Origin of the sequence: Streptomyces sp. NBC_01717 (assembly GCF_036248255.1) — a bacterium.
In the GTDB taxonomy this organism is placed as follows: Bacteria; Actinomycetota; Actinomycetes; order Streptomycetales; family Streptomycetaceae; genus Streptomyces.
Genome location: NZ_CP109178.1, coordinates 4,333,623 through 4,359,166, shown reverse-complemented (window position 1 = coordinate 4,359,166; position 25,544 = coordinate 4,333,623). Strand labels below are relative to the sequence as shown.

Sequence of the window (25,544 nt, the reverse complement as noted above, 5' to 3'; positions counted from 1 at the left end):
CTGCGAGGTAAGCGGAGGGGGCAATTCTGCATGGTTAAGCGGGGTACAGTTGGGAAGTCCCCTCCGCTGCCCGTGCCGACCGCATATGAGAATGCGCCCGCCCGCGACAAGATGCAGCCAAAGTGCTCGAACCCCTTGCGCCATAAGTGGCCTTTGCCCGGCCCGAGTTGCCCTGGAATCGCATAAATTCCGCATATTCGGGCGTTCGGTGCTGCCCAGAATTCTCGTCCGATTGACCTGTTGCAGAGGGCAGTTGGGCAGATACATTCGGCCGCGGTCGACGCGTTCCGGCGCACGCACCCTCTCCTGTCGGAGGGTGAGTTCTGACCCGGGCCCGCGAAGTGCGGTCCTGTGCAAGGGCCAGTAATAGGGGAGTTAGGCATGGCTCAGGGCACCGTCAAGTGGTTCAACGCGGAGAAGGGGTACGGCTTCATCGCGGTCGACGGTGGTGCGGATGTTTTCGTCCACTACAGCGCGATCCAGATGGACGGGTACCGCACCCTCGAAGAGGGTCAGCGAGTTGAATTCGAGATCTCGCAGGGCCAGAAGGGGCCGCAGGCGGACATGGTCAAGCTCGCCGTCGGCTGAGCTCGGCGCGGTCGGCCAACGACACCACTCACGCATGAAGGGCCCGTACCCCCAGGGGGACGGGCCCTTCACGCGTCGCGTCGGCCATCACCCGCGTGGCCTCCCCACGACATTCCTCATTCCACGGACCGTCGCCCCGTCCACGCCTTGTCCACAACCGCCGGGGGCGCTTGCACTCGTGGGGGTCGAGTGCTAATCATTGGCGTTAGCACTCTCCAGGTGAGAGTGACAGAACTTGGACCGGGCCGGTGAGGCCCGCAGGTCCGGTGGGGCAAGGAACCACCGGGCAGGCAGGCCGTCCGTCGCGGGCGCCACTCGGTCCGGAGAAATCCACCCCTGTCCGGGAGGACCACTTCACATGGCCAAGATCATCGCGTTCGACGAGGAGGCACGGCGCGGTCTCGAGCGCGGGATGAACCAGCTCGCCGACGCCGTCAAGGTCACCCTTGGCCCCAAGGGCCGCAACGTCGTCCTCGAGAAGAAGTGGGGCGCGCCCACGATCACCAACGATGGTGTTTCCATCGCCAAGGAGATCGAGCTCGAGGACCCGTACGAGAAGATCGGCGCAGAGCTGGTCAAGGAAGTCGCCAAGAAGACGGACGACGTCGCCGGCGACGGTACGACCACCGCCACCGTTCTCGCCCAGGCGCTCGTCCGTGAGGGCCTTCGCAACGTAGCCGCGGGTGCAAACCCGATGGCCCTCAAGCGGGGCATCGAGAAGGCCGTCGAGGCCGTCTCCGCCGCTCTGCTGGAGCAGGCCAAGGACGTGGAGACCAAGGAGCAGATCGCTTCGACGGCCTCCATCTCCGCCGCCGACACCCAGATCGGCGAGCTCATCGCCGAGGCGATGGACAAGGTCGGCAAGGAAGGCGTCATCACCGTCGAGGAGTCCCAGACCTTCGGTCTGGAGCTGGAGCTCACCGAGGGTATGCGCTTCGACAAGGGCTACATCTCGGCGTACTTCGCCACCGACATGGAGCGCATGGAGTCGTCCCTCGACGACCCGTACATCCTGATCGTCAACTCCAAGGTCAGCAACGTGAAGGACCTCCTTCCGCTGCTGGAGAAGGTCATGCAGTCCGGCAAGGCACTGCTGATCATCGCCGAGGACGTCGAGGGCGAGGCTCTGTCGACCCTGGTCGTCAACAAGATCCGTGGCACCTTCAAGTCCGTTGCCGTCAAGGCCCCGGGCTTCGGTGACCGCCGCAAGGCCATGCTCGGCGACATCGCCATCCTCACCGGTGGCACGGTCATCTCCGAGGAGGTCGGTCTCAAGCTCGAGAACGCCGGCCTGGACCTGCTGGGCCGCGCCCGCAAGGTCGTCATCACCAAGGACGAGACCACGATCGTCGACGGTGCCGGTGACAGCGACCAGGTTCAGGGTCGCGTCAACCAGATCCGTGCCGAGATCGAGAACTCCGACTCGGACTACGACCGCGAGAAGCTCCAGGAGCGCCTGGCGAAGCTGGCCGGCGGCGTGGCCGTCATCAAGGCCGGTGCCGCCACCGAGGTCGAGCTCAAGGAGCGCAAGCACCGCATCGAGGACGCCGTTCGCAACGCGAAGGCGGCCGTCGAGGAGGGCATCGTCGCCGGTGGTGGCGTGGCGCTGCTGCAGGCCTCCGCCGTCTTCGAGAAGCTGGAGCTCTCGGGTGACGAGGCGACCGGCGCCAACGCCGTCAAGCTGGCGCTGGAGGCTCCGCTCAAGCAGATCGCCGTCAACGGTGGTCTCGAGGGTGGCGTCGTCGTCGAGAAGGTGCGCAACCTGCCGATCGGTCACGGTCTGAACGCCGCGACCGGCGAGTACGTCGACATGATCGCCGAGGGCATTCTCGACCCGGCGAAGGTCACGCGCTCCGCTCTGCAGAACGCCGCGTCGATCGCCGCGCTGTTCCTGACCACCGAGGCCGTCATCGCCGACAAGCCGGAGAAGGCCTCTGCGGCCGCTCCGGGCGGCATGCCGGGCGGTGACATGGACTTCTGATCCTGACGGATCAGTAGTTTCGGTCGCACATCGGCCCCCGGGACCTGTACTGGTCCCGGGGGCCGATGCCATGTCCGCGGCGGTGACGGCCGGTCAGCGGTCAGGAGAGCTTGCCGTCGTAGTCCGGGAGCTTGAACGTCCGCTCGGCGTGGCCGCCGACCAGGTCGCTTTCGTTGTTGCCGATGTTGGCGATGATCGTGTAGCCCCGGGCCTCGATCTCGGCACGCTTGGCGGTCTTGTACGTGCTGACTTCGTCGAAGAGGTCGGGCAGGTCGCGGACGTAGAGGCCGGTCACCGGGTAGCCGACCGCGGTGAGGTTGTGCTGCGTCAGCGAGGCGATGATGCCCGGGCGGGCGGTGACGAAGAAGATGGCGACGCCCTGGGAGTCGGCGTACCGGACCAGATCACGGACCTGGGCGATCGCGGGGGTCGGGAACGTCCAGAAGTAGTGGAAGTCCGTCTCCAGCGACGAGTTGTCGATGTCGAGGACGATCGCCGGTTTCTGGCCCGCGGGGGTCTGCGCGATGCGCTGTTGGATGTAGGGGCGGGCCACGTCGATGACCGCGGCGACATCACGCTGCCAGGTGCCGTAGTCGATGCCCAGGATGGCGGCATTGCCGCCGGGGGCCCAGGACGTGGCGACTGCCCCGGCGGTGGGCGACGACACGGGGGCGGCCTGGGCGGCTGTGGCGGGCGCGACGAGGGCGAGAACGGCGGCCGCGGCGGCGACGCCCGCCGTACGGGTGAACCGGGTACGGCTTCGGCTCATGAGGGTGTCTCCTGTGTCGAGGTTGACATGCACGCGTTCAACACTCGGTGAGGCCGAGTCACATGTCTACTGGCCGGTAGGAAACTTTTCATGGACGCACCATGAAATGGACACACTATGAATCGGACGTAACCCTCTCGGATCGATGGCCGTCCGCAGCGCGTATCTCCGCCATCCGGTGACGGACCCCTCGGCCACCCGGCGCCCCATGCCCGGCCCGGTGCCCCGCATCTCGCGCACTCCAGGATCCGCGGCGCGGCGGACGGTGTGGGCGGAGCGGGCCGTTCGGGTGGCATTTCGGTGATCGGGCGGCAGCGGAACAGCGCGCTCGGACTCCGCGACTCAAGGCCTGCGAATCCGGCATCCGCGCCCGGGCGGCGTTGCGGACGGTCCGCCCCGTTGCGGCAGGTCGATGGCCGGTCCCGGGGTACTTCCACTGGTCTCTTGCTCAGGAGTTGCTTCGCGGCCTCGATCGCCTCCCTGTCGAGTTCCTCGATGGAAACGCCCCAACTCTGCGGCCGTCCTTCCGGGTTGTGAGCGCAGGGGCGCCGGCGGAGGTGTAGGACGAGGCATCCAGGTGCATGTGGCATTCATCACAGCGAAAGTGCAGGTAGTGAAAGCAACTGCACCCTTTCGTCTCTTCTGTCTGTGCCGGTGTGGTGGTGCCGGCCGGAGCGGGTGAAAAACTCGTGACGGCCGACCGCTGTCCCGGTCATACGATCGCCTCAAGTCGCATATGCGTGTCCCATTCCGCTGCGACCCTTCTTCTCTTTTCGGACCCCGAAGGGCTCTTGTGAAGATTCGCCGGATTCTTGCCACAGCTGTTGCCGCCGCAGTGACCACCCCTGCGCTCCTCCTGTCGGTCACCCCTGCGTTCGCCGACGACAGGCCGACAGCGCAGACGCAGGAGAAGCCGTCCATCGCGGAGTTGGAAAAGGCCGCCGCCGCAGCGCAGGATGTGTACGACGACGCCGTAGCGGCCGAGAGTGCCGCCTACGCGGCTCTGGAAGCGGTCCTGTCCGACACCTCTCCGCTGGCTGTGGCGGCCAAGGCCGCCCAGGCCGCGGCGGCCGACGCCGCCACCGCGAAGACCAACGCCGACCAGGCGGTCGTCGACGCCAAGGCGGCGGTCGACGCCCTCCCGGAGACGGCCACCGAGGAGGAGAAGACCGCGGCGGCGACGGCTCTCACCGAGGCGGAAGCCGCCGCCGCAGCCGCCGCCGATGTCAAGGTCGCCGCCGACGCCAAGGTCGTGGACGCCCTGGACGCGCGTGACGACGAGCGGGTCGCCGCGGCCCGGAAGCTGGACCAGGCGCAGAAGGCCACCGAGGCGGCGCTCGCTGACAAGACCGCCGCCGACGAGGCGCTGGCCAAGGCGAAGGAGGAGGCGGGTGAGGGCGGCGAGGACTGCGTCCCCGAGGCCAAGCTCACCACGGTCGTCACCGGTCTGCCGTCCACAGTCGTCGCCGGCACGAAGGTCAACTTCAATCTCCGGGTGACCAACGGCACCGCGAAGACGATGGACGAGGTACTTCCGTTCGCCTACGTCCACGCGACCGACAAGAGCGGGCTCAAGGACATCGACGACCTGGTGCACCTGCAGTGGTCGTCCGCCGAGTCCTCGACGTGGAAGACCGTCGACAACGAGCACTACATGGACGCCATCAGCCCACTGAAGGCAGGCGCCCACGCCGACGTCAAGATGCGCCTCACGGTCGACGCCTCGGCCCCGGCGGGCAACGGCGTCACCTTCGTCGCCGGTGACTACTTCAACGACAACGGCACCTGTGGCGGGAACCCGGACCTCGAGGGCTACGAGTTCCTGATCGCAGCCGCGGGCAGCAAGCCCGGCAAGGTCGACGACGCCAAGCCGAGCACGACCGAGCCGAACACTTCGGACGTCAAGCCGCAGGGCGGCGCGTCGGCGAGCCCCGTGAGCGGCAGCCTCGCCGCCACGGGCTCGTCCTCCGCGACGTCGCAGCTCGCCCTCACGAGCGGCGCGGCCCTGGCGATCGGCGCGGGCGCGGTGTTCGTCGCACGCCGTCGCAAGGCCGGCTCCCACGCCTGACGCGTGAGGCGGGGTGCCGATCAGGCACCCCGGCCCACGCGCTGACCGCCCAACGGGCCCGACACCGAACGGTGTCGGGCCCGTTGCGGTGACACGGCCGCCCCGGCGCGTAGCCACCTGCAGGCCAACGCCTACGGGTTCGGAGTTCGGAGCGCGGCAGCAGGGCCCGTAGCGGGTGGGCCAGACCTCATCGGCGCGGACGGAGTCGCGGCCGTGATTGCGCACCGCTTCTTAGGGCGGGGGCCATCGCGGCCCGCACCTCGGCCATCCGGTCGCTGACTCCGTCAGCCGGGATCCCGCGGCTGCTCGCCGATACGGAGGTCTGCTCACCCCGGCATGGCCCGCACTCGCCGCCGGGCAGCGTCTCTGCCCGGCCCGGTGTGCCGCATTTCGCGCACTCCAGGACCCGCAGCGCGGCGGACGGTGTGGGCGGAGCGACCCGTTCGGGTGGCATCTTGGTGGTCAGGCGGCTGCGGACCAGTGCCGCCGCGTGATGCACCGGGACCGGCAACCCGTCGGTCAGTGCGTGCAGCAGCTGTACTTCGGTGGCGCCCCGGTCGAACCACGTGGTGACGTACGGCTCCAGCGCTGCGCAGTCCGTCGATGACAGGCTCAGCGCGGGTGCGGTGCGGCCGAGTGCGGCCAGCAGGATAAATGCCCGGGAGCGGGTCGGCCGCGGCTGCTCCGGCGGTACGTCGCCCCTGGTGAACGCGGCCCACCAGTCGTCGTCGCGAGGCGTGCGGGAGAAGAACGTACGCGTCACCCAGCGCGCGCTGCCCGAGCCGATGACGTGCTCGCTGCCCCGGCGCAGATGCCCGGCCCGCTGGAGGTTGTTCAGCGCGGTCCGCAGTGCGCACTGCCCGTACGGCAGGACCTTGGCCAGCGTCTTCACGGAGATGTCGGCCCCGTCCGGCAGCCGGTCGACATAGGCGGCGACGGCGGCCTCACGCGGCGGAAGGTGTGCGAAGTCGTGCGCGGTACACGGACGTTGGGCGGACGCGGACCGCTTGCCGTAGCCAGGGTTGGCCATCGGGTGCGGCGGCGTGTGCGGGTTGTGCGGGGGTGCGTGCGGTGCGCACGAGGCAGCACTAAGCTGGCTGTCAGCCATGGGATCGCTCTTTTCGATCTTGCTGGTCAGACCCCTGTTCGGTGTTCCCGCACCGGCAGGGGTCGTTCGTTATTCGGAACGCTAGAGCGTCCGCACCGTGCGTGGCAAGCCGGTCACGAAGAGTGAAATTGCCTGCTGGGGAGGGTGGGTGGGTTGAAGCCCTCCACCCATTCCTTGAAAGAGCGCTCGGAGTGCGGGGCTTGAGCTCCGGGGCGCACGCGGCCCAGGAGTCCCGTGCACGGAAGATGTAAAGGCGCACAGGCCATGCGCACGTCACGCTTGTGCCATCGGCGGGTACAGCCATGTCGAAGTGCGGCCAAAGGGGGAGGCGGACCGTGTCGTGACATCGCGGACTCTCCAGGTTTTGCCATGACTTGAGGGAATCTTGTGGCGATCAAGGTGCGGGGTTTCCCGACGAGAAAGTCGCGTCGGCTACGGTGCGATCCACCCCGGACGCCGTGGGTCGCACACCTTTCGTCGGTGTGGTGGATGGGCGTCGTGTCAGGGGGCTCAACTGTCTTCGGTTCGCACGTCACGCATGCCGTGACGCGTCATGAATGGGGTGGGGATGTCCAAGCACCGGATGTCGAAGAAGGGCCGTTACATCGCCTGGGCGACGGCAGGCGCCGCCGTGGTGGCCGGAACCGGGATCGCCGCGCAGACCTCGATGGCCGCCACGACGTGGCCCGCGCAGAAGACGTACACCGGCCGCGCCTTCGACACCTGCGCCGCGCCCTCCCTGTCCGCGATGAAGGCCTGGCACGGCGGGCTCTACGGCGCCGCCGCCGTCTACATCGGTGGCAAGAACCGCGGCTGCAGTCAGCCCAACCTCACCGCATCCTGGGTGAAGTCGGTCAGCACGGTCGGCTGGAAGCTCATCCCGTTGTACGTCGGCGCCCAGCCGAGCTGCCAGACCGGCTCGAGCCCCGAGAAACTCACCGCCTCCACCGCCGCTTCGCTCGGCGCCACCGACGGCGCGGACGCGGTGGCCAAGGCGTCGGCCCTGGGCATGAAGGCCGGCAGCCCGATCTACCTGGACATGGAGTCGTACGACATCACCAACACGGCGTGCAACAAAGCGGTATTGACGTACGTACGCGCCTTCGACAAGACGCTGCACGCCAAGACCTACCGGGCGGGGTACTACGGCTTCACCAGCTCCAGCGCCAAGGCCATCGCGACGGCGACCGACAAGACCGACCTGCCGGGCAACCTCTGGTACGCCCTGTGGGACAAGGCAAACACCACGACCACGGATTGGCCGTGGGGGGCCACGCAGTTCACCAACCACAGCCGCGCCCACCAGTACATGGTCAACAGCAAGGAGACGCGGAACGGTTACACGATCACCGTGGACCGCGACGCGTGGGACGCGCCGGTCGCCATCACCGGCTGAGCCGGCGGCCGTCCGAGGGCTGACTCCGAAGGAGCGGACCTGCGCGCGCTCTAAGTGCGCTTGAGGTTCGCGACGAAGGACGACCACGCCGCCGTACGGAAGACGAGCGCCGGGCCGTCCGGGACCTTGGAGTCGCGGACGGGGACGGCTCCGGGGTGGCCGTCGGCGACCTCGAGGCAGTTGCCGCCGCTTGCGTCGCTGTACGAGGACTTGTGCCAGGTTGCTGTGGCCAGGTCGTAGTCAGAGCTGCTGGGCTTCATGGGCGTAATCCTCCGCCACCGACTCGATCAAGGCCAGGGACGCCTGGGGTGACAGTGCGCTGGCCACTAGGAGATCGTAGGTCAGTTCGTGCTCGGCGACGGCGGCTGGATCGTCAAGCAGCTGGCCCGAACCGAGGCTCTCCAGGTAGGCGAGTGAAGGTGCGTCCGAGAACGCCATTAACTTGAGGCTGCCTGCCATTGCGGCATGTCCACCCGCACTGAATGGCAGTACCTGCACGATGATTCGATGTTCATGGGTCAGCGTCAGGAGGTGATTGAGCGCCTCCGCCATCACTGCCGGTCCGCCGACCACTCGGCGTAGCACGGCTTCGTCCAGAACTGCCCAAACTAGGGGCGTTGTTGGATCGGACAGCAGCTGTGCCCGTTCCAGTCTCACCGCGACTCGGTCGTCGACCAGGCTCTCCGATGCCGTCGGCAGTCCGCCCCGGAAGACCGCGCGCGCGTACGCCTCCGTCTGCAACAACCCGGGGATCAGCTGCGGCGCGTACTCCTTGATGGTCTTCGCGACGGCCTCCGCCTCCGCCGCCTCGGCGAAGTGGTCCGGGTACTTCGACTTCTTCAGGGCCACGCAGTTCCGTACGAAGAACCCGTCCGTCGTCAGGATCTCGTCGAACTTCTGGGCCTGGTCCAACTGCATCCGGCGCGTACCGGACTCCAGTTGGCCGATGAATGAGCCGCTGACGAAGAGCGGGAGCCCGAGTTCTTCCTGCGAGAGGCCGGCCCTGTCCCTCCGGTGGCGGAGTTCGGCGCCGAGAAGGGCGCGTGGAGACGAGGACGGGTCGAGCTTCTTGGGGCTCGGCATGGCAACTCCCTGTGACACACCTGCGGTTGTTGGACCTGCGCCACTACCAGGCTAGCCGCGTGTCGGACACGCTGGGTAGGCATTGCGATTACCGAGCGTGGAAGGTGTGCAGGATGACCACTACGGAGCGACGACGGGTTGCCGCCGGAGGAGTGCGGGAGGCGGAGGACGCGGTGGAGACGCTGAGGCAAGGGCTGAAAGGTGTGGGGCTCACGCTCCCGTCGTTGCGGATCGACCCGGTGTCGTGCGCGGGGAACGAGCCCGCGCCGTTGGTGGATCTCGGGCGCTGCAACATCGACACGGCGCTGCGGCTGAGCGCCGTTCTGGACAAGAAGTGTGACGGGGAGGCCGGTCATGACGGGTGAGGGACTCGAACCGTGTACGCCGGAGCCCGGGACGTACGCGGTGGACTCGCGGGACGGGCGCGTGGGGCGCGTGATGGGTTGTGTCGGACCGTACGTGCAGTTGCGGCCGCCGGGAGGTGGGGCGGAGTGGGACTGTCCACCCGAATCGGTGCAACCGGCGCCGCCCGGGGTGGTGCTGCGGGCGCGGGTCACGGAGGCCAACCGGAAGGGGCGGTGGCCGAGATGAGGCGCGGTGTTGTCGGTGGTGGATGGGACGGTGAGGTATGGAGCTCTCGATTCGTTTCAGCTGTGACGAGTCCACTGGCCGGTGGACGGCGGTGGCCGATGACGGCAGCAGGACGGCCACCGTGACCGCGGATACGCACGACGAGGCTTCGGCGTTGGCGCACGAGGCCCTCGGTCTCGATGCGTACCGCCCGCCGCAACCCCTACCGGCGGGGCGGCACCGATTCACGCTGGCCCACTGCCCGGTGGCGGAGTATCCCCGTGCGAACGATCCCCGCTACGACGGAATCAGGGCGCACCCACCGGAGGGGTGCGCAGTGGAGGACCTCGGTTCGTATTTCGGGCTCAGATGTGAGCGCCCCGGGGCCACGCTGCTTGACGCCGTCGCCGACGTGTGTGCCGAGATAAGGGCCGAGCATGGGCTGCTGATGACCGACCTGGGGATCGAGAAGCTCTGGGAGTGGTCCTCGGACGGCAGCGACGGGTGGGGTGCCGAGATCGTCGGTCAGTTGCTGCTCATGGCGGCGGAACGTGGGCCGAAACTCGGTTACAGCGTGGACGACTTGGTGCGGTTCCTGCGTACTGCGGCCGGGGAAGCGTGAAAGGGCGGCACCCGTGTGGGCGCCGCCCTCCGTTGCGTCACGGGATCAGGCGCGGGCCGGCTCCGGTGCCGGGTCGGTGACCGGGGCAGTCGGGGTGCCGGTTGCGGCGACCGTCGAAGCCGCCGGTTCCTGCGACACGTTGAACTCCGCCAGCAGGTCCTTGCTGAAGCCGAAGAAGTACGTGGCGACGAAGCCCGCCAGGTAGCCGACCAGCAGGCCGCCCGCGTAGATCGCGATCGTCGTGCCCAGACCGTGGTTGCCGTCGAGGAGCGGGAACAGGGCCCAGCCGGACGGGCCGATCGCCGTGGAGCCGACCGCGCTGCCGAGCTGGTTGAAGAAGCCGACGAACGCCCCGCCGAACGCACCGCCCACGCACGCCGTGATGAACGGGCGGCCGAGGGGGAGCGAGACACCGTAGATCAGGGGCTCACCCACGCCCAGCAGACCGGCCGGGAGAGCCGACTTGATCGTCCTGCGGATCGACTCGTTGCGGGGGAGACGGAGGTAGACCGCGAGAGCCGCGCCGACCTGGCCCGCACCCGCCATGGCGAGGATCGGGAGGAGGACCGTGTAGCCCTGCTGCTCGATCAGGGTGGTGTGGATCGGGATCAGTGCCTGGTGCAGACCCAGCATGACCAGGGGGAGGAAGAAGCCGCCGAGGACCAGACCCGCGCCCGCACCGCCGTTGGACAGCAGCCAGTTGGCGAAGTCGCCGATCGCGGTGGAGACCTCACCGGCCACGTACATCAGGCCGAAGATCGTCACCAGGCCGGAGATCAGCACCGTCAGCGTCGGGGTGACCAGGACGTCCAGCGCCTCCGGGACCCAGCGGCGGCACCACTTCTCCACGTACACCGCGAGGACCGCCGCGCCGAGCGCGCCCAGCACACCGCCCTGGCCGGGGGAGAGCTTCTGGCCGAACGCCTCGATGTCCGCGACGCCGGGGAAGACGATGATCGCGGCGACCGCACCGCCGAGGATCGGCGTGCCGCCGAACTCCTTCGCCGTGTTGTAGCCGACGAAGACGGCGATCAGCGCCATGAAGCCGGACGCCATCGCGCCGAGCGCGGGCGTCACCGACGTCAGCCAGCCCAGGTTCTTCAGCAGGCCGTTGAGACCGGCGATGATGCCGCAGCCGATGAGGGCCGGGATCAGCGGGACGAAGATGTTCGCGATCTTCCGGAGGAAGAGCTTGAACGGGGTGGCGTTCTTCGCCTTCCGCGCGGCCTTGATCGCGGCGCCCTGGGCGGCGAGTTCGGCCGCGGTGGTGGTGCCGGTGGCAGCGGCCGGCACGGCCGCAGTGGCCGCTTCGGGGGCGGCTGCGCGCCCCTCCTGAACCAGCTTTTCGAACTCCGGGGTGACCCGGGCGACGGTGCCCGGACCGAGGACGATCTGATACGTGTCGTCCTCGACCACACCCATGACGGCGGGGAGCGCCTTCAGGGCCTCGTCGTCGACGAGGGAGCGGTCGTGCAGGCCCAGCCGGAGCCGGGTCATGCAGTGGACGACGGAGCTGACGTTCGCGGCGCCACCGACGAGCGGAAGGATCGCGGCGGCAGTGGCGCGGTTCTTGTCTTCTGTAGCCATGGTGCGTGGTGCCTTGCTGTGCGGGGGGTGCTGGGCGGTTCCCCGGATGGGGTCAGGTGGTGGTGCGTGGTGCGGCCGCGAGGGCGGCACGGAGGTGGCCGTCGGACGCGGACAGGAGGGTGGCGGCGGTGGGACCGTCGACCTGGCCGAGGATGGTGAGGATCGCGTTCTTCACCTCGCCGTCGGTGGCGGCGAGCGCGGCCTCGATCTCCTCGTCGGAGGCGCCGGTGGCGAGGGCGACGATCCGGCGGGAGCGGGCGCGCAGCTTCTCGTTGGAGGCGCGGACGTCGACCATGAGGTTTCCGTACGTCTTGCCGAGCCGGATCATCGTGATCGTCGACAGCATGTTGAGGACGAGCTTCTGCGCCGTACCGGCCTTCAGCCGGGTCGAGCCGGTGAGCAGCTCGGGACCGACGACGATCTCGATGGGGTGCTCGGCCGCGGCGCCGAGCGCCGAGTCCGCGTTGCAGGACAGGCCGATGGTGAGCGCGCCCTTGGCGCGGGCGTGCTCGACGGCCCCGATCGCGTACGGCGTACGGCCGGAGGCGGAGATGCCGACCACCGTGTCGTCGGCGGTGAGGTTCAGGGCGTCGAGGTCGGCGGCGGCCAGCTCCGTGCTGTCCTCGGCACCCTCGACGGCCGTGATGATCGCGGACGGTCCGCCCGCGATCAGGCCGATGACCTCGGACGGGTCGGTGTTGAACGTGGGCGGGCACTCGCTGGCGTCCAGGATGCCCAGCCGGCCCGGGGTGCCCGCGCCCGCGTAGATCAGCCGGCCGCCGCGGGCCATGCGAGCGGCCGTGCCGTCGATCGCCGCTGCGATCTCGGGCAGCCGGGCGGCGACGGCGGTGGGGACGGTCCGGTCCTCGCCGTTCATGATCCGGGCAATCTCCAGTGTGCCCAGCCGGTCGATCTCGGCGAGCTCGGGCCGGAACGCCTCGGTGGTGAGGGTGGCGAGCTCGGCGCGCAGCTCCCCGTACTCGGAGTCCCTGCCGGGCGTCGCGGCGTTGGCATCGGTGGTGGAGGTCATGGACAGCGGCTCTGCTTTCTCGATCTCGTGTCTCGTGCGGTTCAGCGGGTACGGCGATGTGGTCAGCGCGTGCTGCGAGGGGTATGCCGGTGGGCGAGCGCCTCGTAGGAGGCGGCCAGCGCCGGGGCGGCCGTCTCGTACGTCCGCTGGGCGACGCCGATGAACAGGCAGTCCACGACGAGCAGCTGGCTCGTACGGCTCGACATCGCGGCGGGGCGCAGTTCGCTCTCACGGGCGGTGGACGTCGTCAGCACGTGGTCCGCGTACTGCGTCACCGGGCCGTCGGGGCGGCCGGTGATCGCGATCGTCGTCGCCCCCTGGTCGAAGGCCACCCGGAGCGGTTCGATCACATCGACCGTGGAGCCGGAGTGGGTGATCGCGATCGCCACATCGCCGGAGCGGAGCTGCACGGCGTTGGTCACCGCCAGGTGCGGGTCCGTGTGGGCGTGCGCGATCAGGCCGATCCGGAGCAGCTTCTGCCCCAGGTCCTGGGCGACGAGGGAGGAGGCGCCGACGCCGTAGATGTCGATCCGGCGGGCGGTCGACGCGGCGGCGACGGCGGCACCGAGCTGCACCGTGTCGAGCCCGGCGGCCGTGTCGGCGAGGGTCTGCTGCTCGTCGAAGGCGAGCTTGGCGACCACATCGGCGATCGGGTCGTCGACCGCTATGTCCGCCGTGACAGCGGGGGCGCGGCCGGACTGCTGGTGGGCGGCGAGCCCGGCCAGGGCGAGGCGCAGATCCCGGTATCCGGGGTAGCCGAGGAGACGGGCCGTGCGGACCACGGTCGCTTCGCTGGTGCCGGTGAGCTCGGCGAGACCGGTGACCGTCAGGGCGGCGCAGCCGGCGGGGTCACCCGCGACGGCTTCGGCGACCCGCTGCATGGAGCGGGTCATGGACGGTGCGAGCGTCCGAACCTTGGCCGCGAGGGCGGCCGGTGCGGGCGGAGAATCACCGCTGAAACTTTCCTTCAGGTCATTGGTCACATTTGAAAGATATTTTCAACCCTGTGGCACGTCAACCCCTCTTTGGTCCCGACCTCTGGCGGAACCGAGAATCTGTCGGTGCCGAAGGTCTCCTTACGGCGAAGGCCGGTTGGGTACGGGGTGAGAATGACTCCATGGAGTTGAACCGCCTGGAGCAGGCGCTGCATACCGCCCGCGCGCTGGTGATGGCCGATCTCACTGCCGGCGACGTCGCCGAGGCCGAGATCGTCTCCCTCGTCGAGGACGCGGTGACGCACCGGCGCTGGTGGGTCGAACAGTGGCCGGACGGCGTGGAGTACCTGGTCGGCCTGGTCGCCCAGGACGTCCAGGACGCGCTGCTGGAGCGTTACGGCCGGTGGCCGCTGTGCCCGGTCTGCGACGCCGGTGACCCGCACGCCCTCGACGTCGAACCGGAACTGGGGCCGGACCCGCGCTGGGTATGCACCAAGGCGACCGTGATGGTGGCGCGCGTCGGCGCGCTGAGCGGGGTGCTGCGCCGGTGACGGTCTATATCGACCCGCCGGACTGGCCGGGTCACGGACGCCTCTGGTCGCATCTGGTGAGCGATGTCTCGTTCGAGGAGCTGCACGCCTTCGCCGCCTCGATCGGCTGCCCGCCGAAGGCCTTCGAGCGCGACCACTACGACGTACCGGAAACCCGGTACGTGGACGCGGTGCGGGCCGGGGCCCGGGAGATCGGCTCCAAGGAACTGGTGCGCCGGCTGACGGACGCCGGACTGCGACGCCCCAAGGGACGCCCGGTTCCCGGCAGCTGAACGGATGCGGCCGACGTGGCTGCCGGGGTCACACCGCCGGGGCAGCCGCTTCCACGGACGCCTCCGAGGAAGACGCCGCTGCGGGCGAACCGGCCACCCGGCGCGACCTGCCCCCGCCGTGCAGCCGCAGCGACCACACCACCCCCACCAGTGCAAGCACCGTCATCGCCGCGCCCGCCCAGGCCGTCGCCGCGAACCCGAAGTCCGCGTCGATCACCGTGCCGCCCAGCCAGGGGCCGCCCGTGTTGCCCAGATTGAACGCGGCGGTCGTCGTCGCACCCGCCAGGGTCGGGGCCGCGCCCGCGATGTTGAACATCCGGGCGTTCAGCGCCGGGGCCGTGTAGAACGCCGACAGGCCCAGCAGGAACGCGAGCCCGACCGCGGCGACCTGGTTCGAGGCGAACAGTGCCAGCGCGACCAGGAAGACCGTCGACGCCGCGATGCCGCTGATCAGCACCCCGAAGAGGTGCGCGTCCGCGACCCGGCCGCCGATCGTCGTACCGATCAGCGCACCGATCCCGAACAGCGCGAGGACCGTCGGCACCCAGCCCGAGTCCAGTCCGGCGACATCCGTCAGCAGCGGCGCGAGATAGCTGAACGCGCAGAAGACCCCGCCCGCCGCCAGCGCCGTGACCGCGATCGACAGCCACACCTGACGGTCGCGGTAGATGGACATCTCCCGCTTGAGCTGCGGCTTCTCCGCAGGGAGCGGGATGCGGGGGATCAGCGTCGCCACACCGGCCAGAGCCACCGCCGACGCCGCGCCGACCGCCCAGAACGCCGACCGCCAGCCGAGGTTCTCACCGAGAAACGCCCCCAGCGGTACGCCGAGGACGTTCGCGATCGACAGCCCGCCGATCATCACGGCCATCGCTCTGGCCCGCGCGTTCACCGGCACCATCGCGATGGCGACCGCCGCACCGACCGCCCAGAACCCGGCGCACGCGAAGGCGCTCACCACACGGGACGCGAAGAGCACCTCGTACGTCGGAGCGAGCGCACCCGCGACCTGCCCGAGGCCGAAGACCGAGATCAGGGTGATGAGGGTGGTCCGGCGCGGCAGCCGGAGCGTGGCCACGGCGAGCAGGGGCGCGCCGATCACCATGCCGATGGCGAAGGCGGATATCAGGAGCCCGGCCCGCGGGATCGACACATTCATGTCGTCGGCGATCGGCGGCAGCAGCCCGGAGAGCATGAACTCGCTCGTACCGAGGGCGAATACCGAAAGGCCCAAGATGTATACGGCCAAAGGCATACGGGTGCGATGACGAACGGCAGAGTCGGGCATGACAGGTGCCAACGACGATGTAGGCCGTTACATTCCCGTATCTGCGGATCGTGCCGACTGTCTCAACGGGTGAGCAGTTCGAGCTCCGTCAGCAGGTTCTGCCGGGCGCGCGGCTCCCACTCCGCGATCCCGTGCGGCGTACGGAACAGTCTCGGCAGCCCGAGCAGTTGACGCAGTACGGCTGCCCGGCCGTCCCGGAACGCGTCGTCGGGGACGAAGCCGTACTCCTCCCGCACCTGCGCCGCGTACTCCGCGTACTCCTTGGGGGCGGCCGCCAGGATCGCCAGATCCGCGTCGCACAGCACCTCGCCGTCGGTGTCGCCGGCCGCCGGGTCGTGAGTGACGGTGAGCCGGACCAGTCGCGCCACTTCGGCGGTGATGTCGTCCGCGACACCGGCCTCGGGCAGGGCGCGCTCGGCCAGAGCGGCGCTGCGCTCCTCGTTCTCCGAGCGGTCCGGGCGGTACACCGCGTCGTGGAACCACGCGGCGAGACGGACGGCGTCCGGGTCGGCGGCGTGCCCGGCCAGTGTGTCGATCCGGTCGAGGACCGCCGTCAGATGAGCGGTGGTGTGGTACCGGCGATGCGGTTCGGCCCAACGGGTCAGCAGGTTGTCGGCGTACGGCACGGGGTCGGGGCCACCGGCGCCGCCCCGGGCGCCCGTGAGCGTCTCCTGCCAGCGGCCCCGGAGGACGTCGGCGGCAGATCCCGCTTCGTGAACGTTGCCCGCCTCGTGGGCGGCCCCGGAGGCACTGCTTTCGCGCGAGCTGTCGGTCATGGGACGACCCTAAGGGCCGGCCGGCCGCCTGAGGACATGGCCTGCCGGGACCGGGGCGGCCCGGCGAGGGCCGCCCCGGTCGTTGTGCGGTGTTGCCGGACCGGTCAGTGGCCGGGCGGGGTGTCCAGGGCCAGTGCGGCGAAGGTGGCCAGCCAGTGGTCCGTGCTGAAGTCACCGGAGGAGACCGACGGCAGGCCGACGGCGAGATGAGCCTCGGCCGAAGCGGTCAGCGCGGTGTGGACGGGACCCTCGCCCAGCGCGCCGGCGATCGTACGGAGGGCCGCCGCCCGGCTCATGGTGAGGCCCAGGAGGTGGCCGATCTGCGGGTCCGAGTGGTCGGAGACCACGGGCGGGGTGAGCAGCGGAGAGTCCGTAAGCCCCGGCAGGAACCCGGCCAGCCAGGTACGGAACTCCGCGACGGGGAGCACCCGGCGCATCGCGTCGGCCTCGGTCAGGGCGGGGGAGAGGAAGTCCTGCCCGGACGGCTCCCAGTGGGCGGGGGCGTCATGGTCCTCGGTGAACCAGGTGCGCAGTCGTTCCGCCACCGCGTCGAGCACCGGGCGGGGCAGACCGGCGCGCTCGCCCGCGTCCAGAACCATGCCCAGGCCGAAGGCGCTGTTGGGGTGGATTCCGTGCCTGATCGGGTACGTCGCCTTGGGCAGCCAGGCGGTGAGGAGTTCGCCGACCGCCTCCACGGCAGGGGTGAGGGCGTCGGCCCAGCGGTCGCCCTCGGGGGTGCCGAGCGCACGGCACTCCGCCGCCAGCGCCACCAGCCACGCCCAGCCGTAGGGGCGTTCGAAGTGCGGGCGCTTGCGGAGATACGCCGCCTCGACGGCGAGGTTCTCCGGGGTGAGGTGGGAGTTCAGTACCTCGTGGACACGGGTGGTGACCGTGGCCGGGAGGTCCCCGGTGGTGGAGAAGCGGCGCAGCAGGCGGACGAGCAGCCAGTGCATGTGCACGGTGGAATGCCAGTCGTACCCGCCGTAGAAGGCAGGGTGCAGGGTGCGGGGCGCGACCAGTTCCTCGGGGCCGGCGTACAGGTGGGCAGGGGCGTTGGGGTATTCGCGTACGACGTTGGCGAGGGCCAGTTCCGTGAAGGGGACGGCGTACGTGGCAGGGAGCGCGGGGGACATCAGGGTCACTCCAGAGGGGTGGGCGAGCGGCTCGGGTCAAGGGGCGGCTCGGGCCAGGGGGCAGGGGTGGAGGAGGCTCGGGTCAGTGGCGGTCCGGGTCAGAAGGCGAAGAGGGCCATGATGGCGATGTTGCAGACCAGCAGGGCCGCTGCCGTGGGGAGCTGGGCCTTGATCGGGCCGTACTGGTCCTTGAGTTCGAGCAGAGCGGCGGGAACCAGGTTGAAGTTGGCGGCCATCGGGGTGACGAGGGTGCCGCAGAAGCCGCAGAGCATGCCGATGGCGAGGATCGCGGGCGCGTTGCCGTTCATCTGCTGGATGAGGACGGGCCAGCCGATCGCGGCGGTCATCACCGGGAACGCGGCGAAGGCATTGCCCATGACGATGGTGAACAGCGCCATGCCGCAGCAGTAGACGGCCACGGCCACGAACTTCTGGCCGTCCGGCAGCACCGCCTCGGTGATCCTTCCGACCTGCTCGCCGACACCGGCGGACTGGAAGATCGAGCCGAGGACTGCGAGCAGCTGAGGCAGGATCAGCGCCCAGCCCATCGATTCCAGCATGTTGCGACCGGAGTGCAGTGGTACGGAGATCCTCCGCTCGCGCAGCAGCACCATGCCCACGATCAGCGCGGCGATGGCGCCGACGCCGAGGCCGAGGATGGTCTCGTATCCCGGCTCCAGGACCGGTTCGCCACCGATCTTCCAGTTCTTCACGAGCGTCGCGCAGATCATCGCGACGACGGGGATGGTGAGAGCCGGAAGGAACAGCTTGTTGCCGAAGCGTGCGGCCGAGGCGGCGCGCTTCTCGCGGGCAGGAGTGTGTGACGCGCCCTTGCCGGTGAGACCGCAGCCGCCCAGGACGATCAGGATCAGGACGGCGACGCCCAGCGGTTCGGCGGGGAGGGACTTGTCGACGACTCCGGTGGAGTAGAAGAACGCGGCGCCCAGCAGACCCCAGAACCCGGCCGATCCGAAGCGCTTGGGGTTGCTGCGGTCCATGACCATCTGCGCGGCCATGACGAGGAACACCGCGCCGACCAGCCAGAAGAAATACTCGGACTTGATCACTTGGCGTCCTCCGTCCGGAGCCCGGCGTGTGTCGTCAGGTCGTTCTCGGCGGCGGCGACGGCGAGTTCGCGCTCCAGCTGCCGGTCCAGGTTGAGCAGGCGGGCCCCGTGGATCAGGAAGGCGCAGATCGCGGAGGGGATCGCCCACAGGGCCAGGTGCAAGGGCTCGAGGTGCTGGTCGTACGTGGAGTTCACGAAGCCGGTGATCAGCAGGATCGATCCGATGGCGATGAAGCAGTCCTCACCGAAGAACACTCCGATGGTGTCGGCGCCGGACGCGTGCGAGCGGACCTTCTCGCGGAGCTTCTGCGGCAGCGGACGACCCGCCTTGGCCTCGGCGGCGGCCTCGGCCATCGGGGCGATCAGCGGCCGCACACTCTGCGCGGGGCCGCCGATGCTGGTGAGGCCGACGGAGGCAGTGAGCTGCCGTATCAGCAGGTAGAGCGCCAGGAAGCGGCCGGTGGTCAGCCTGCCCAGCTTGCCGATGAGGGTACGGGCCTGCTCCTGGAGTCCGTACCGCTCGAGAAGCCCGATGACGGGCAGGGTGATGACGAAGACGGTCACGGAGCGCGCGGAGGCGAAGCTGTTGCCGAATGTGGCCAGCACCTCCTGCGGGGAGAGCTTGCCGAGCAGCCCTGTGACGATGCCTGCGACACCCACCACGAGGAGGGGATTGCGGCGGGTGGCGAATCCGAGGATCACCACGAGCACGCCGAGGAGAACGATCACGCGTCGGCCTTCTTCCGCGCATGGACGTGCAGGCAGGCCTGCTCGGTCCTGATCAGACGGGGGTAGTGCGCGAGACATTAAGCGATTGTTCAACAAACCCACAAGGGTGTGGGCTACATGGATAGCAAAGTGTGAGGTGAGGGAGCGGTGTGGCCGGGGCGGGCGGTGCGCCGTTCGGTCGGTACGGGCGACAGATGGTGCGATTTGGTCCTGATCTGCAGTTTCGCCCGGAAGGAGTCCGGCGCATGGCGTGCGGGGTGGGGCTCGGGGGGATCGCGCGGATTGTGGAACGTTCCGCACGTGACGCGGCCCGGCGCGGGGCCGAACGCCGGGCCGAACGGAGTGGGGCCGCCGTGCGGCGGGTGCCCGGGGCGGGGCTATCGCGCGGTCAGGCGCTCCGCGTACGCCTCCGCCAGCTGGCGCCGTGAGTCCTCCAGGTAGAAGGCCAGCATCCGCTCGGCGCCCGCAGCGTCGCCCTCGGCGAGTCTGTCCGCGATCTCCCTGTTCCGGGTGAGGTAGGGCTCGTGGAACCGGCGCGGGTCGGCCATCACGTGGAAGGCCAGCCGCAGTTCGGCGAGGACGTTGCGCATCAGCTCGTCCGTGCGGGGGCTGTTCGCGAGACCGGCCAGGGCCTGGTGGAAGCGGATGTTGGCGGTCGAGCAGCCCGGCCAGTCGCCGGCCAGCGCCGCCTGCTCGCCCGTCGACACGGCAGCCTCGACGGCCGTCAGGTCGTACGGCGGCTCGCCCAGCGTCCGCAGGGCGGCGCACTCGACGAGCAGCCGGACCCGGTAGATGTCCACCAGGTCGTCGACGGCGAGGACGCGCACGAAGACGCCCTTGTTGAGCCGGTGTTCCAGGAGGCGTTCGTGCGACAGCAGGCGGAAGGCCTCGCGAAGGGTGTTCCGGGACACCGCGAGGGCTCCGCTGATGCTCTCCTCGGAGAGCCGGCTGCCCGGCGGGAAGTAGCCCTCGGTGATCCGGTCCCGCAGGATGGCGGCGACCCGCTCGGCGGTGCCGGACCGGGCGAGGGAGGCACTGTCCGCCGCCAGTTCCGAGAGATCCGGAGAGGTCCGGCCGCCCGCATTCCCCGCCATGCCCCGTCCTCCGCCTGTTGCCGTGCGCGTCGTCCGGTGCGCACTCTGTGCCCAGTGAACCGTACGGGTGTCTCGCTCCCCAAGCCGGGTCTTGTCAGATTGTTGAACAATCGCTAGCGTGCGCCCGTGATGGATCTGACGAACCCGACGAACCCGGCGAGCCCGACGAACCCGATGGATCTCAACGCGGATCTCGGCGAAGGGTTCGGGCACTGGACCCTCACCGATGACGACGCGCTGCTCGACTGCGTCACCAGTGCCAATGTGGCCTGCGGTTTCCACGCGGGCGACGCTTCCGTGATGCGGCGGGTCTGCGACATCGCGGCAGCCAGGGGCGTCCGGATCGGCGCCCAGGTCGCCTACCGCGATCTGGCCGGCTTCGGGCGTCGCTCCATGGATGTGCCACCCGCCGAACTCACCGCCGAGATCGCCTACCAGATCGGCGCCCTGCGGGTCTTCGCCGAAGCGGCCGGCTCCACGGTCGCGTACGTCAAACCGCACGGCGCCCTCTACAACCGCGCCGTCTGGGACGACGACCAGGCCGCAGCCGTGGTCGAGGGCGTCAGGCTGGCCGGCGGGGACCTGGCGGTCCTCGGACTCCCCGGGTCGCGCCTGCTCGACCACGCCCGGGCCGCGGGTCTCACCGCCGTCGAGGAGGCCTTCGCCGACCGCGCGTACACCCCGCAGGGCACGCTGGTCCCACGGAGCGAGCCCGGCGCGGTGCTGCACGACGAGGACGAAGTCGTGCGCCGCAGTGTCGGGATGGCGGTGGACCGGGGCGTCACCGGCGCGGACGGCAGCCGGATACCCGTCGCGGCACGCTCGCTGTGCGTGCACGGCGACACCCCGGGCGCGGCGGCGCTGGCACGCAGGATCAGAGCGGCGCTCGAAGAAGCGGGCGTGGCCGTGCGGGCATTCGCATGAGCGCGGGTGCCGGCGCCGCGCGTGGGGTCACGGCCGAGCGGAGCGTCCTCACTGGACAGGCCCACGACACGCGTACGTCCGGGTCGCGGGGGGCGAGCGCCCGCCCGTCCCGCGACGCGAGCACCCCGGCCGGCATCCGCGTTCTTCCCGTCGGGGCCGGGGCGCTGCTCGTCGAGTTGCCCTCCGGTGAGCACGCCGAGGCCTTCCACGCCGAGTTGCTGCGGCGTCGCGCACGCGGCGAACTGCCCGCAGTACGCGAGATCGTTCCCGGTGCCCGGACCGTCCTGCTCGACGGCATCGCGGACCGCACCGCGGACGGCAGCGCGCGGCTCGCCCGGGAACTCGTCTCCTGGGAGGTACCGCCGCTGCGGCGCGACACCGGGGAGCCCGTCGAGATCCCCGTCGTCTACGACGGCCCGGACCTCGCCGACGTCGCGGCGGCCTGGGGCGTCACCGTCGCCGACGTGCCCCGCATCCACGCCGGGACCGAATTCCGCGTGGCCTTCTGCGGGTTCGCCCCCGGCTTCGGCTACCTCACCGGCCTCCCCGAGCACCTGCACATGCCGCGCCGCGCGACACCGCGCACCAGGGTTCCGGCCGGTGCGCTGGCCCTCGCGGGGGCGTACACCGGGGTGTACCCGCGCCCGTCGCCCGGCGGCTGGCAGATCATCGGGCGGATGCCCGAGCCGGGCGAACTGTGGAACCCGGCCCGCGAACCGGCCGCCCTGCTGAGCCCCGGAGCGCGGGTGCGCTTCGTCGCGACGGAGGTGCGGTCATGACCGGTGCCATCGAGGTGGTCAGGGCCGGAGCCCTGACCACCGTTCAGGACGCGGGCCGTATCGGCTGGGCGCACCTCGGGGTGCCGCGCGCCGGCGCCCTGGACGCCCCCTCCCGCCGCCTCGCCAACCGGCTGGCCGGAAACCCCGCGGACGCGGCGCTGTTGGAGACGACCGCCACCGGCTGCGCGGTCCGCCCGGACCGGCCGGTGGTCGCCGTCGTCGGCGGTGCGCCCTGCCGGGTCACGGTCGACGGACGGCCCGTGGCCTGGGGGACACCCGTGCACGTACCGGCGGGCGCGGTGCTCGACGCCGGCCCCGCGGTGCAGGGGCTGCGCAGCTATCTCGCGTTCGGGGGTGGTCTCCTGCCGGAACCGGTGCTGGGCAGCAGGTCCGCGGACCTGCTCTCCGGGCTCGGCCCGGCCCCGCTGCGCGACGGCGACGTACTGCCGCTGGGCCACGAGGCGTCGCGGCCCGCGGCCCCCGACACCGTGCCCTGGCCGGGCGCACCCGCCGAGCTCGTTCTCCCCGTACGCCTCGGCCCCCGCCACACCTGGTTCACGGATCAGGCGCTGCGCACGCTCACCACGGCCACGTACCGGGTCTCGCCGCACAGCAACCGGATCGGGCTGCGCACGGAGGGCCCGGCCCTGGCGCGCGCCCACGAGGGCGAACTGCCCAGTGAGGGGATGGTGCTCGGCGCCATTCAGGTGCCGCCGGACGGCCGCCCGGTGGTGTTCCTCAACGACCACCCGACGACCGGGGGCTACCCGGTCGTCGGGGTCGTGGACGAGACCGCACTCGCGGGGGCGGCACAGGCGGTGCCGGGCACCCGGGTGCGGTTCGTGAGCGCGGGCTGAGCACCGGGCCTGTCGGGTGCGGTCCTACACCGCCGCGCGGAACCCCCGCAGCCGCAACGAGTTGCCCACCACGAACACCGACGAGAACGCCATCGCCGCCCCCGCGATCATCGGGTTCAGCAGCCCCGCCGCGGCCAGCGGCAGCGCCGCCACGTTGTACGCGAACGCCCAGAACAGGTTCGTACGGATCGTCCCCAGCGTCTTCCGCGACAGCCGGATCGCGTCCGCCGCCGCCCGCAGGTCCCCGCGGACCAGGGTCAGGTCGCCGGCCTCGATGGCCGCGTCCGTGCCCGTGCCCATCGCCAGGCCCAGGTCCGCCTGGGCCAGCGCCGCCGCGTCGTTGACGCCGTCGCCGACCATCGCGACCGAGCGGCCCTGCGTCTGCAGCCGCCTGACGACATCGACCTTGTCCTCGGGCATGACCTGCGCGTACACGTCGTCCCGGTCGATCCCGACCTCCGCCGCGACCGACTCCGCCACCGCCCGGTTGTCCCCGGTGAGGAGGAGGGGTGTCAGGCCCAGGGCCCGCAGCCGCGCGATCGCCTCGGCGCTGGTGTCCTTCACCGCGTCGGCGACCTCCAGGACCGCCCGCGCCTCGCCGTCCCAGGCCACCGCGACGGCTGTCCGTCCGGCCGCTTCCGCCGCCGCCTTCTTCCGGGCCAGCTCCTCGGGCAGGTGGATCTCCCACTCGGCGAGCAGCTGCTCACGGCCGATGAGGACGGCGTGGCCCTCGACGACACCCTGGACGCCGAGGCCCGCGAGGCCGGTGAAGTCCTCGGGGACGGGCAGTGTCGCTGCGGTCCGCTCGCGGGCGCCGGTGGCGACGGCCTGGGCGATGGGGTGCTCGGAGGCGTGCTCCAGGGCGCCTGCCAGCCGCAGCGCCTGCGACGTGTCGGTGCCCGCCGTCACGTGGATGTCCTGGAGGGTCATCCGGCCGGTGGTGACGGTACCGGTCTTGTCGAGGACGATCGTGTCGATACGGCGTGTGGTCTCCAGGACCTCGGGTCCCTTGATCAGGATGCCGAGCTGCGCGCCGCGGCCCGTGCCGACCATGAGGGCGGTGGGCGTGGCGAGGCCGAGGGCGCACGGGCAGGCGATGATCAGTACGGCGACGGCGGCGGTGAACGCGGCCGTCACGTCGTTGGTGAGAAGCAGCCAGACGACCAGGGTGACCAGCGCGATCAGCAGGACGACCGGGACGAACACCGCCGAGATCCGGTCGGCCAGCCGCTGGGCCGCCGCCTTGCCGTTCTGCGCGTCCTCGACGAGCTTCGCCATCCGTGCCAGCTGGGTGTCGGCGCCGACCCGGGTCGCCTCGACGACGAGCCGGCCGCCCGCGTTGAGCGTGGCACCGGTGACGGCGTCACCGACCCCGACCTCGACCGGCACGGACTCGCCGGTGAGCATCGACGCGTCCACCGCCGAGGCGCCCTCGACGACGGTGCCGTCGGTGGCGATCTTCTCGCCGGGACGGACCAGGAACCGGTTCCCGACCTGCAGCTCAGCCGTCGGCACGGTCACCTCACGGCCGCCCCTCAGCACGGTGACCTCCTTGGCGCCCAGCTCCAGGAGCGTCTTGAGTGCCGCGCCGGCCTTCCGCTTGGAGCGGGCCTCGAACCAGCGGCCGGCCAGGATGAACGCGGTGACTCCGGCCGCGGCCTCCAGATAGATGTTCCCGGCGCCGTCGCTGCGGCCGATGGTCAGCTCGAAGGGGTGTGTCATGCCCGGCATCCCGGCCGTGCCGAAGAACAGCGCCCATACGGACCAGAGGAACGCGGCCGACGTGCCGACGGAGATCAGTGTGTCCATCGTCGCCGAGCCGTGCCGGGCGTTGGTCCAGGCGGCGCGGTGGAACGGCCAGGCCGCGTAGGTGACGACGGGGACGGTCAGGGTCAGTGAGAGCCACTGCCAGTACATGAACTGCAGCGCAGGGATCATCGCCATCGCGATCACCGGGACGGCGAGCACGACGGCGGTGAGCAGCCGCTGCCGCAGCGGGCGGAGCGCGTCGGCCTTGTCCTCGGCGGCGGGCGTGGACCCCTCGGTCCGTACCGGAGGCGCGGGTTGCCGCGCCGTGTAGCCGGTCTTCTCGACGGTGGTGATCAGGTCCTGTACGGACAAGCCCTCGCCCCGGTAGCTGACCTTGGCCCTCTCGGTGGCGTAGTTGACGGTGGCGGTGACGCCGTCCATCCGGTTGAGCTTCTTCTCGATGCGGGCCGCGCACGAGGCGCAGGTCATGCCGCCGATGGAGAGCTCGACCTCTGCGGTGGTGCCGGTGCCGGTTGCGGCAGTGTGCGCGGGCACGGTGTCCTCCCTGGCGTATATACCCCTAGGGGGT

Annotated in this window: 26 protein-coding genes; 12 read left to right on the top strand and 14 right to left on the bottom strand. The window is 70.3% G+C overall.

The annotated features are described in order from the left end of the window. The first annotated feature begins 381 nt into the window (after nucleotides 1–381). Both OHB49_RS19685 and groL read left to right on the top strand, forming a co-directional pair. The gene (locus OHB49_RS19685; protein ID WP_003967346.1) at nucleotides 382–588 is read left to right on the top strand and encodes a cold-shock protein; all 207 of its coding nucleotides are present in this window, start codon (nucleotides 382–384) and stop codon (nucleotides 586–588) included. 358 nt (nucleotides 589–946) lie between these two features. Continuing rightward, the gene (gene groL, locus OHB49_RS19680) at nucleotides 947–2,569 is read left to right on the top strand and encodes a chaperonin GroEL (protein WP_030933074.1); all 1,623 of its coding nucleotides are present in this window, start codon (nucleotides 947–949) and stop codon (nucleotides 2,567–2,569) included. 100 nt (nucleotides 2,570–2,669) lie between these two features. Here groL and OHB49_RS19675 read toward each other — a convergent pair whose 3' ends face one another. Beyond that, a complete protein-coding gene (locus OHB49_RS19675) occupies nucleotides 2,670–3,338 on the bottom strand; it encodes an HAD family acid phosphatase (RefSeq protein ID WP_329161856.1) in 669 nt (222 codons plus the stop codon). Nucleotides 3,339–4,131: 793 nt separating this feature from the next. Here OHB49_RS19675 and OHB49_RS19670 point away from each other — a divergent pair. Then, nucleotides 4,132–5,406, top strand: a complete 1,275-nt coding sequence (locus OHB49_RS19670; RefSeq protein ID WP_329161854.1) for an LAETG motif-containing sortase-dependent surface protein — start codon at nucleotides 4,132–4,134, stop codon at nucleotides 5,404–5,406. A gap of 187 nt (nucleotides 5,407–5,593) precedes the next feature. Here OHB49_RS19670 and OHB49_RS19665 read toward each other — a convergent pair whose 3' ends face one another. Next, nucleotides 5,594–6,514, bottom strand: a complete 921-nt coding sequence (locus tag OHB49_RS19665; protein WP_443079541.1) for a hypothetical protein — start codon at nucleotides 6,512–6,514, stop codon at nucleotides 5,594–5,596. 568 nt (nucleotides 6,515–7,082) lie between these two features. On the opposite strand from OHB49_RS19665, the gene OHB49_RS19660 reads away from it, so the two are divergent. Further along, complete coding sequence (locus OHB49_RS19660; RefSeq protein WP_329161853.1) at nucleotides 7,083–7,910, top strand: glycoside hydrolase domain-containing protein; 828 nt, start codon at nucleotides 7,083–7,085, stop codon at nucleotides 7,908–7,910. A 50-nt stretch (nucleotides 7,911–7,960) separates the two neighbouring features. Here OHB49_RS19660 and OHB49_RS19655 read toward each other — a convergent pair whose 3' ends face one another. Both OHB49_RS19655 and OHB49_RS19650 read right to left on the bottom strand, forming a co-directional pair. Continuing rightward, nucleotides 7,961–8,170: a DUF397 domain-containing protein gene (locus OHB49_RS19655; protein ID WP_329161852.1), complete on the bottom strand. Its 210-nt coding sequence runs from the start codon at nucleotides 8,168–8,170 to the stop codon at nucleotides 7,961–7,963. Then, nucleotides 8,151–8,993 carry a helix-turn-helix domain-containing protein gene (locus OHB49_RS19650; protein WP_030979489.1) on the bottom strand — a complete coding sequence of 281 codons (843 nt, stop codon included), beginning with the start codon at nucleotides 8,991–8,993 and terminating at the stop codon, nucleotides 8,151–8,153. Before OHB49_RS19650 ends, OHB49_RS19655 begins: the two co-directional genes overlap by 20 nt. A gap of 113 nt (nucleotides 8,994–9,106) precedes the next feature. On the opposite strand from OHB49_RS19650, the gene OHB49_RS19645 reads away from it, so the two are divergent. From OHB49_RS19645 to OHB49_RS19635, 3 genes are all read left to right on the top strand, one after another. Continuing rightward, complete coding sequence (locus OHB49_RS19645) at nucleotides 9,107–9,358, top strand: hypothetical protein (RefSeq protein WP_030979491.1); 252 nt, start codon at nucleotides 9,107–9,109, stop codon at nucleotides 9,356–9,358. After that, a complete protein-coding gene (locus tag OHB49_RS19640; protein ID WP_030979493.1) occupies nucleotides 9,348–9,584 on the top strand; it encodes a hypothetical protein in 237 nt (78 codons plus the stop codon). The genes OHB49_RS19645 and OHB49_RS19640 overlap by 11 nt, the downstream gene beginning before the upstream one ends. Before the next feature lie 121 nt (nucleotides 9,585–9,705). Then, the gene (locus OHB49_RS19635) at nucleotides 9,706–10,185 is read left to right on the top strand and encodes an amidase (protein WP_329161850.1); all 480 of its coding nucleotides are present in this window, start codon (nucleotides 9,706–9,708) and stop codon (nucleotides 10,183–10,185) included. Nucleotides 10,186–10,230: 45 nt separating this feature from the next. On the opposite strand, the gene OHB49_RS19630 is transcribed toward OHB49_RS19635, so the two are convergent. The 3 genes from OHB49_RS19630 to OHB49_RS19620 all read right to left on the bottom strand — a co-directional run bounded on the left by OHB49_RS19630 (nucleotide 10,231) and on the right by OHB49_RS19620 (nucleotide 13,785). Next, nucleotides 10,231–11,772: a PTS transporter subunit EIIC gene (locus OHB49_RS19630; protein ID WP_030979497.1), complete on the bottom strand. Its 1,542-nt coding sequence runs from the start codon at nucleotides 11,770–11,772 to the stop codon at nucleotides 10,231–10,233. Nucleotides 11,773–11,824: 52 nt separating this feature from the next. Continuing rightward, nucleotides 11,825–12,802, bottom strand: coding sequence for an N-acetylmuramic acid 6-phosphate etherase (gene murQ, locus OHB49_RS19625; protein ID WP_329161848.1), 978 nt, complete (start codon nucleotides 12,800–12,802; stop codon nucleotides 11,825–11,827). Between the two features lie 62 nt (nucleotides 12,803–12,864). Next, nucleotides 12,865–13,785, bottom strand: coding sequence for a MurR/RpiR family transcriptional regulator (locus OHB49_RS19620; protein WP_030933046.1), 921 nt, complete (start codon nucleotides 13,783–13,785; stop codon nucleotides 12,865–12,867). A gap of 134 nt (nucleotides 13,786–13,919) precedes the next feature. On the opposite strand from OHB49_RS19620, the gene OHB49_RS19615 reads away from it, so the two are divergent. Together OHB49_RS19615 and OHB49_RS19610 are read left to right on the top strand one after the other, a co-directional pair. Continuing rightward, nucleotides 13,920–14,288 carry a hypothetical protein gene (locus OHB49_RS19615; protein WP_030933043.1) on the top strand — a complete coding sequence of 123 codons (369 nt, stop codon included), beginning with the start codon at nucleotides 13,920–13,922 and terminating at the stop codon, nucleotides 14,286–14,288. Next, complete coding sequence (locus OHB49_RS19610) at nucleotides 14,285–14,560, top strand: DUF4031 domain-containing protein (protein ID WP_030979503.1); 276 nt, start codon at nucleotides 14,285–14,287, stop codon at nucleotides 14,558–14,560. The genes OHB49_RS19615 and OHB49_RS19610 overlap by 4 nt, the downstream gene beginning before the upstream one ends. A gap of 28 nt (nucleotides 14,561–14,588) precedes the next feature. On the opposite strand, the gene OHB49_RS19605 is transcribed toward OHB49_RS19610, so the two are convergent. From OHB49_RS19605 to OHB49_RS19580, 6 genes are all read right to left on the bottom strand, one after another. Then, nucleotides 14,589–15,815, bottom strand: a complete 1,227-nt coding sequence (locus OHB49_RS19605) for a Cmx/CmrA family chloramphenicol efflux MFS transporter (protein ID WP_037853867.1) — start codon at nucleotides 15,813–15,815, stop codon at nucleotides 14,589–14,591. A 95-nt stretch (nucleotides 15,816–15,910) separates the two neighbouring features. After that, nucleotides 15,911–16,624, bottom strand: coding sequence for an HD domain-containing protein (locus OHB49_RS19600; RefSeq protein ID WP_329161843.1), 714 nt, complete (start codon nucleotides 16,622–16,624; stop codon nucleotides 15,911–15,913). A gap of 104 nt (nucleotides 16,625–16,728) precedes the next feature. Next, nucleotides 16,729–17,757 (bottom strand): DUF2891 domain-containing protein, encoded by a 1,029-nt coding sequence (locus tag OHB49_RS19595; RefSeq protein WP_329161842.1) that lies wholly within the window; start codon nucleotides 17,755–17,757, stop codon nucleotides 16,729–16,731. Between the two features lie 98 nt (nucleotides 17,758–17,855). After that, on the bottom strand, nucleotides 17,856–18,824 hold the full coding sequence (locus OHB49_RS19590; RefSeq protein ID WP_329161841.1) for a DUF979 domain-containing protein: 969 nt from the start codon (nucleotides 18,822–18,824) through the stop codon (nucleotides 17,856–17,858). Continuing rightward, nucleotides 18,821–19,552, bottom strand: coding sequence for a DUF969 domain-containing protein (locus OHB49_RS19585; RefSeq protein ID WP_030979511.1), 732 nt, complete (start codon nucleotides 19,550–19,552; stop codon nucleotides 18,821–18,823). Before OHB49_RS19585 ends, OHB49_RS19590 begins: the two co-directional genes overlap by 4 nt. Before the next feature lie 377 nt (nucleotides 19,553–19,929). Next, nucleotides 19,930–20,646 carry a GntR family transcriptional regulator gene (locus OHB49_RS19580; protein ID WP_313938545.1) on the bottom strand — a complete coding sequence of 239 codons (717 nt, stop codon included), beginning with the start codon at nucleotides 20,644–20,646 and terminating at the stop codon, nucleotides 19,930–19,932. Between the two features lie 174 nt (nucleotides 20,647–20,820). On the opposite strand from OHB49_RS19580, the gene OHB49_RS19575 reads away from it, so the two are divergent. From OHB49_RS19575 to OHB49_RS19565, 3 genes are read left to right on the top strand one after another with little or no spacing between them, the layout of a single operon-like run. Beyond that, on the top strand, nucleotides 20,821–21,570 hold the full coding sequence (locus OHB49_RS19575; protein ID WP_329166547.1) for a LamB/YcsF family protein: 750 nt from the start codon (nucleotides 20,821–20,823) through the stop codon (nucleotides 21,568–21,570). After that, entirely contained in the window at nucleotides 21,567–22,349 is a 783-nt protein-coding gene (locus tag OHB49_RS19570; RefSeq protein ID WP_329161839.1) for a 5-oxoprolinase subunit B family protein, read from the top strand. The genes OHB49_RS19575 and OHB49_RS19570 overlap by 4 nt, the downstream gene beginning before the upstream one ends. Then, nucleotides 22,346–23,206: a biotin-dependent carboxyltransferase family protein gene (locus OHB49_RS19565; RefSeq protein WP_329161838.1), complete on the top strand. Its 861-nt coding sequence runs from the start codon at nucleotides 22,346–22,348 to the stop codon at nucleotides 23,204–23,206. The genes OHB49_RS19570 and OHB49_RS19565 overlap by 4 nt, the downstream gene beginning before the upstream one ends. 24 nt (nucleotides 23,207–23,230) lie before the next feature. On the opposite strand, the gene OHB49_RS19560 is transcribed toward OHB49_RS19565, so the two are convergent. Further along, nucleotides 23,231–25,510: a heavy metal translocating P-type ATPase gene (locus tag OHB49_RS19560; RefSeq protein WP_329161836.1), complete on the bottom strand. Its 2,280-nt coding sequence runs from the start codon at nucleotides 25,508–25,510 to the stop codon at nucleotides 23,231–23,233. Nucleotides 25,511–25,544: the final 34 nt, after the last annotated feature.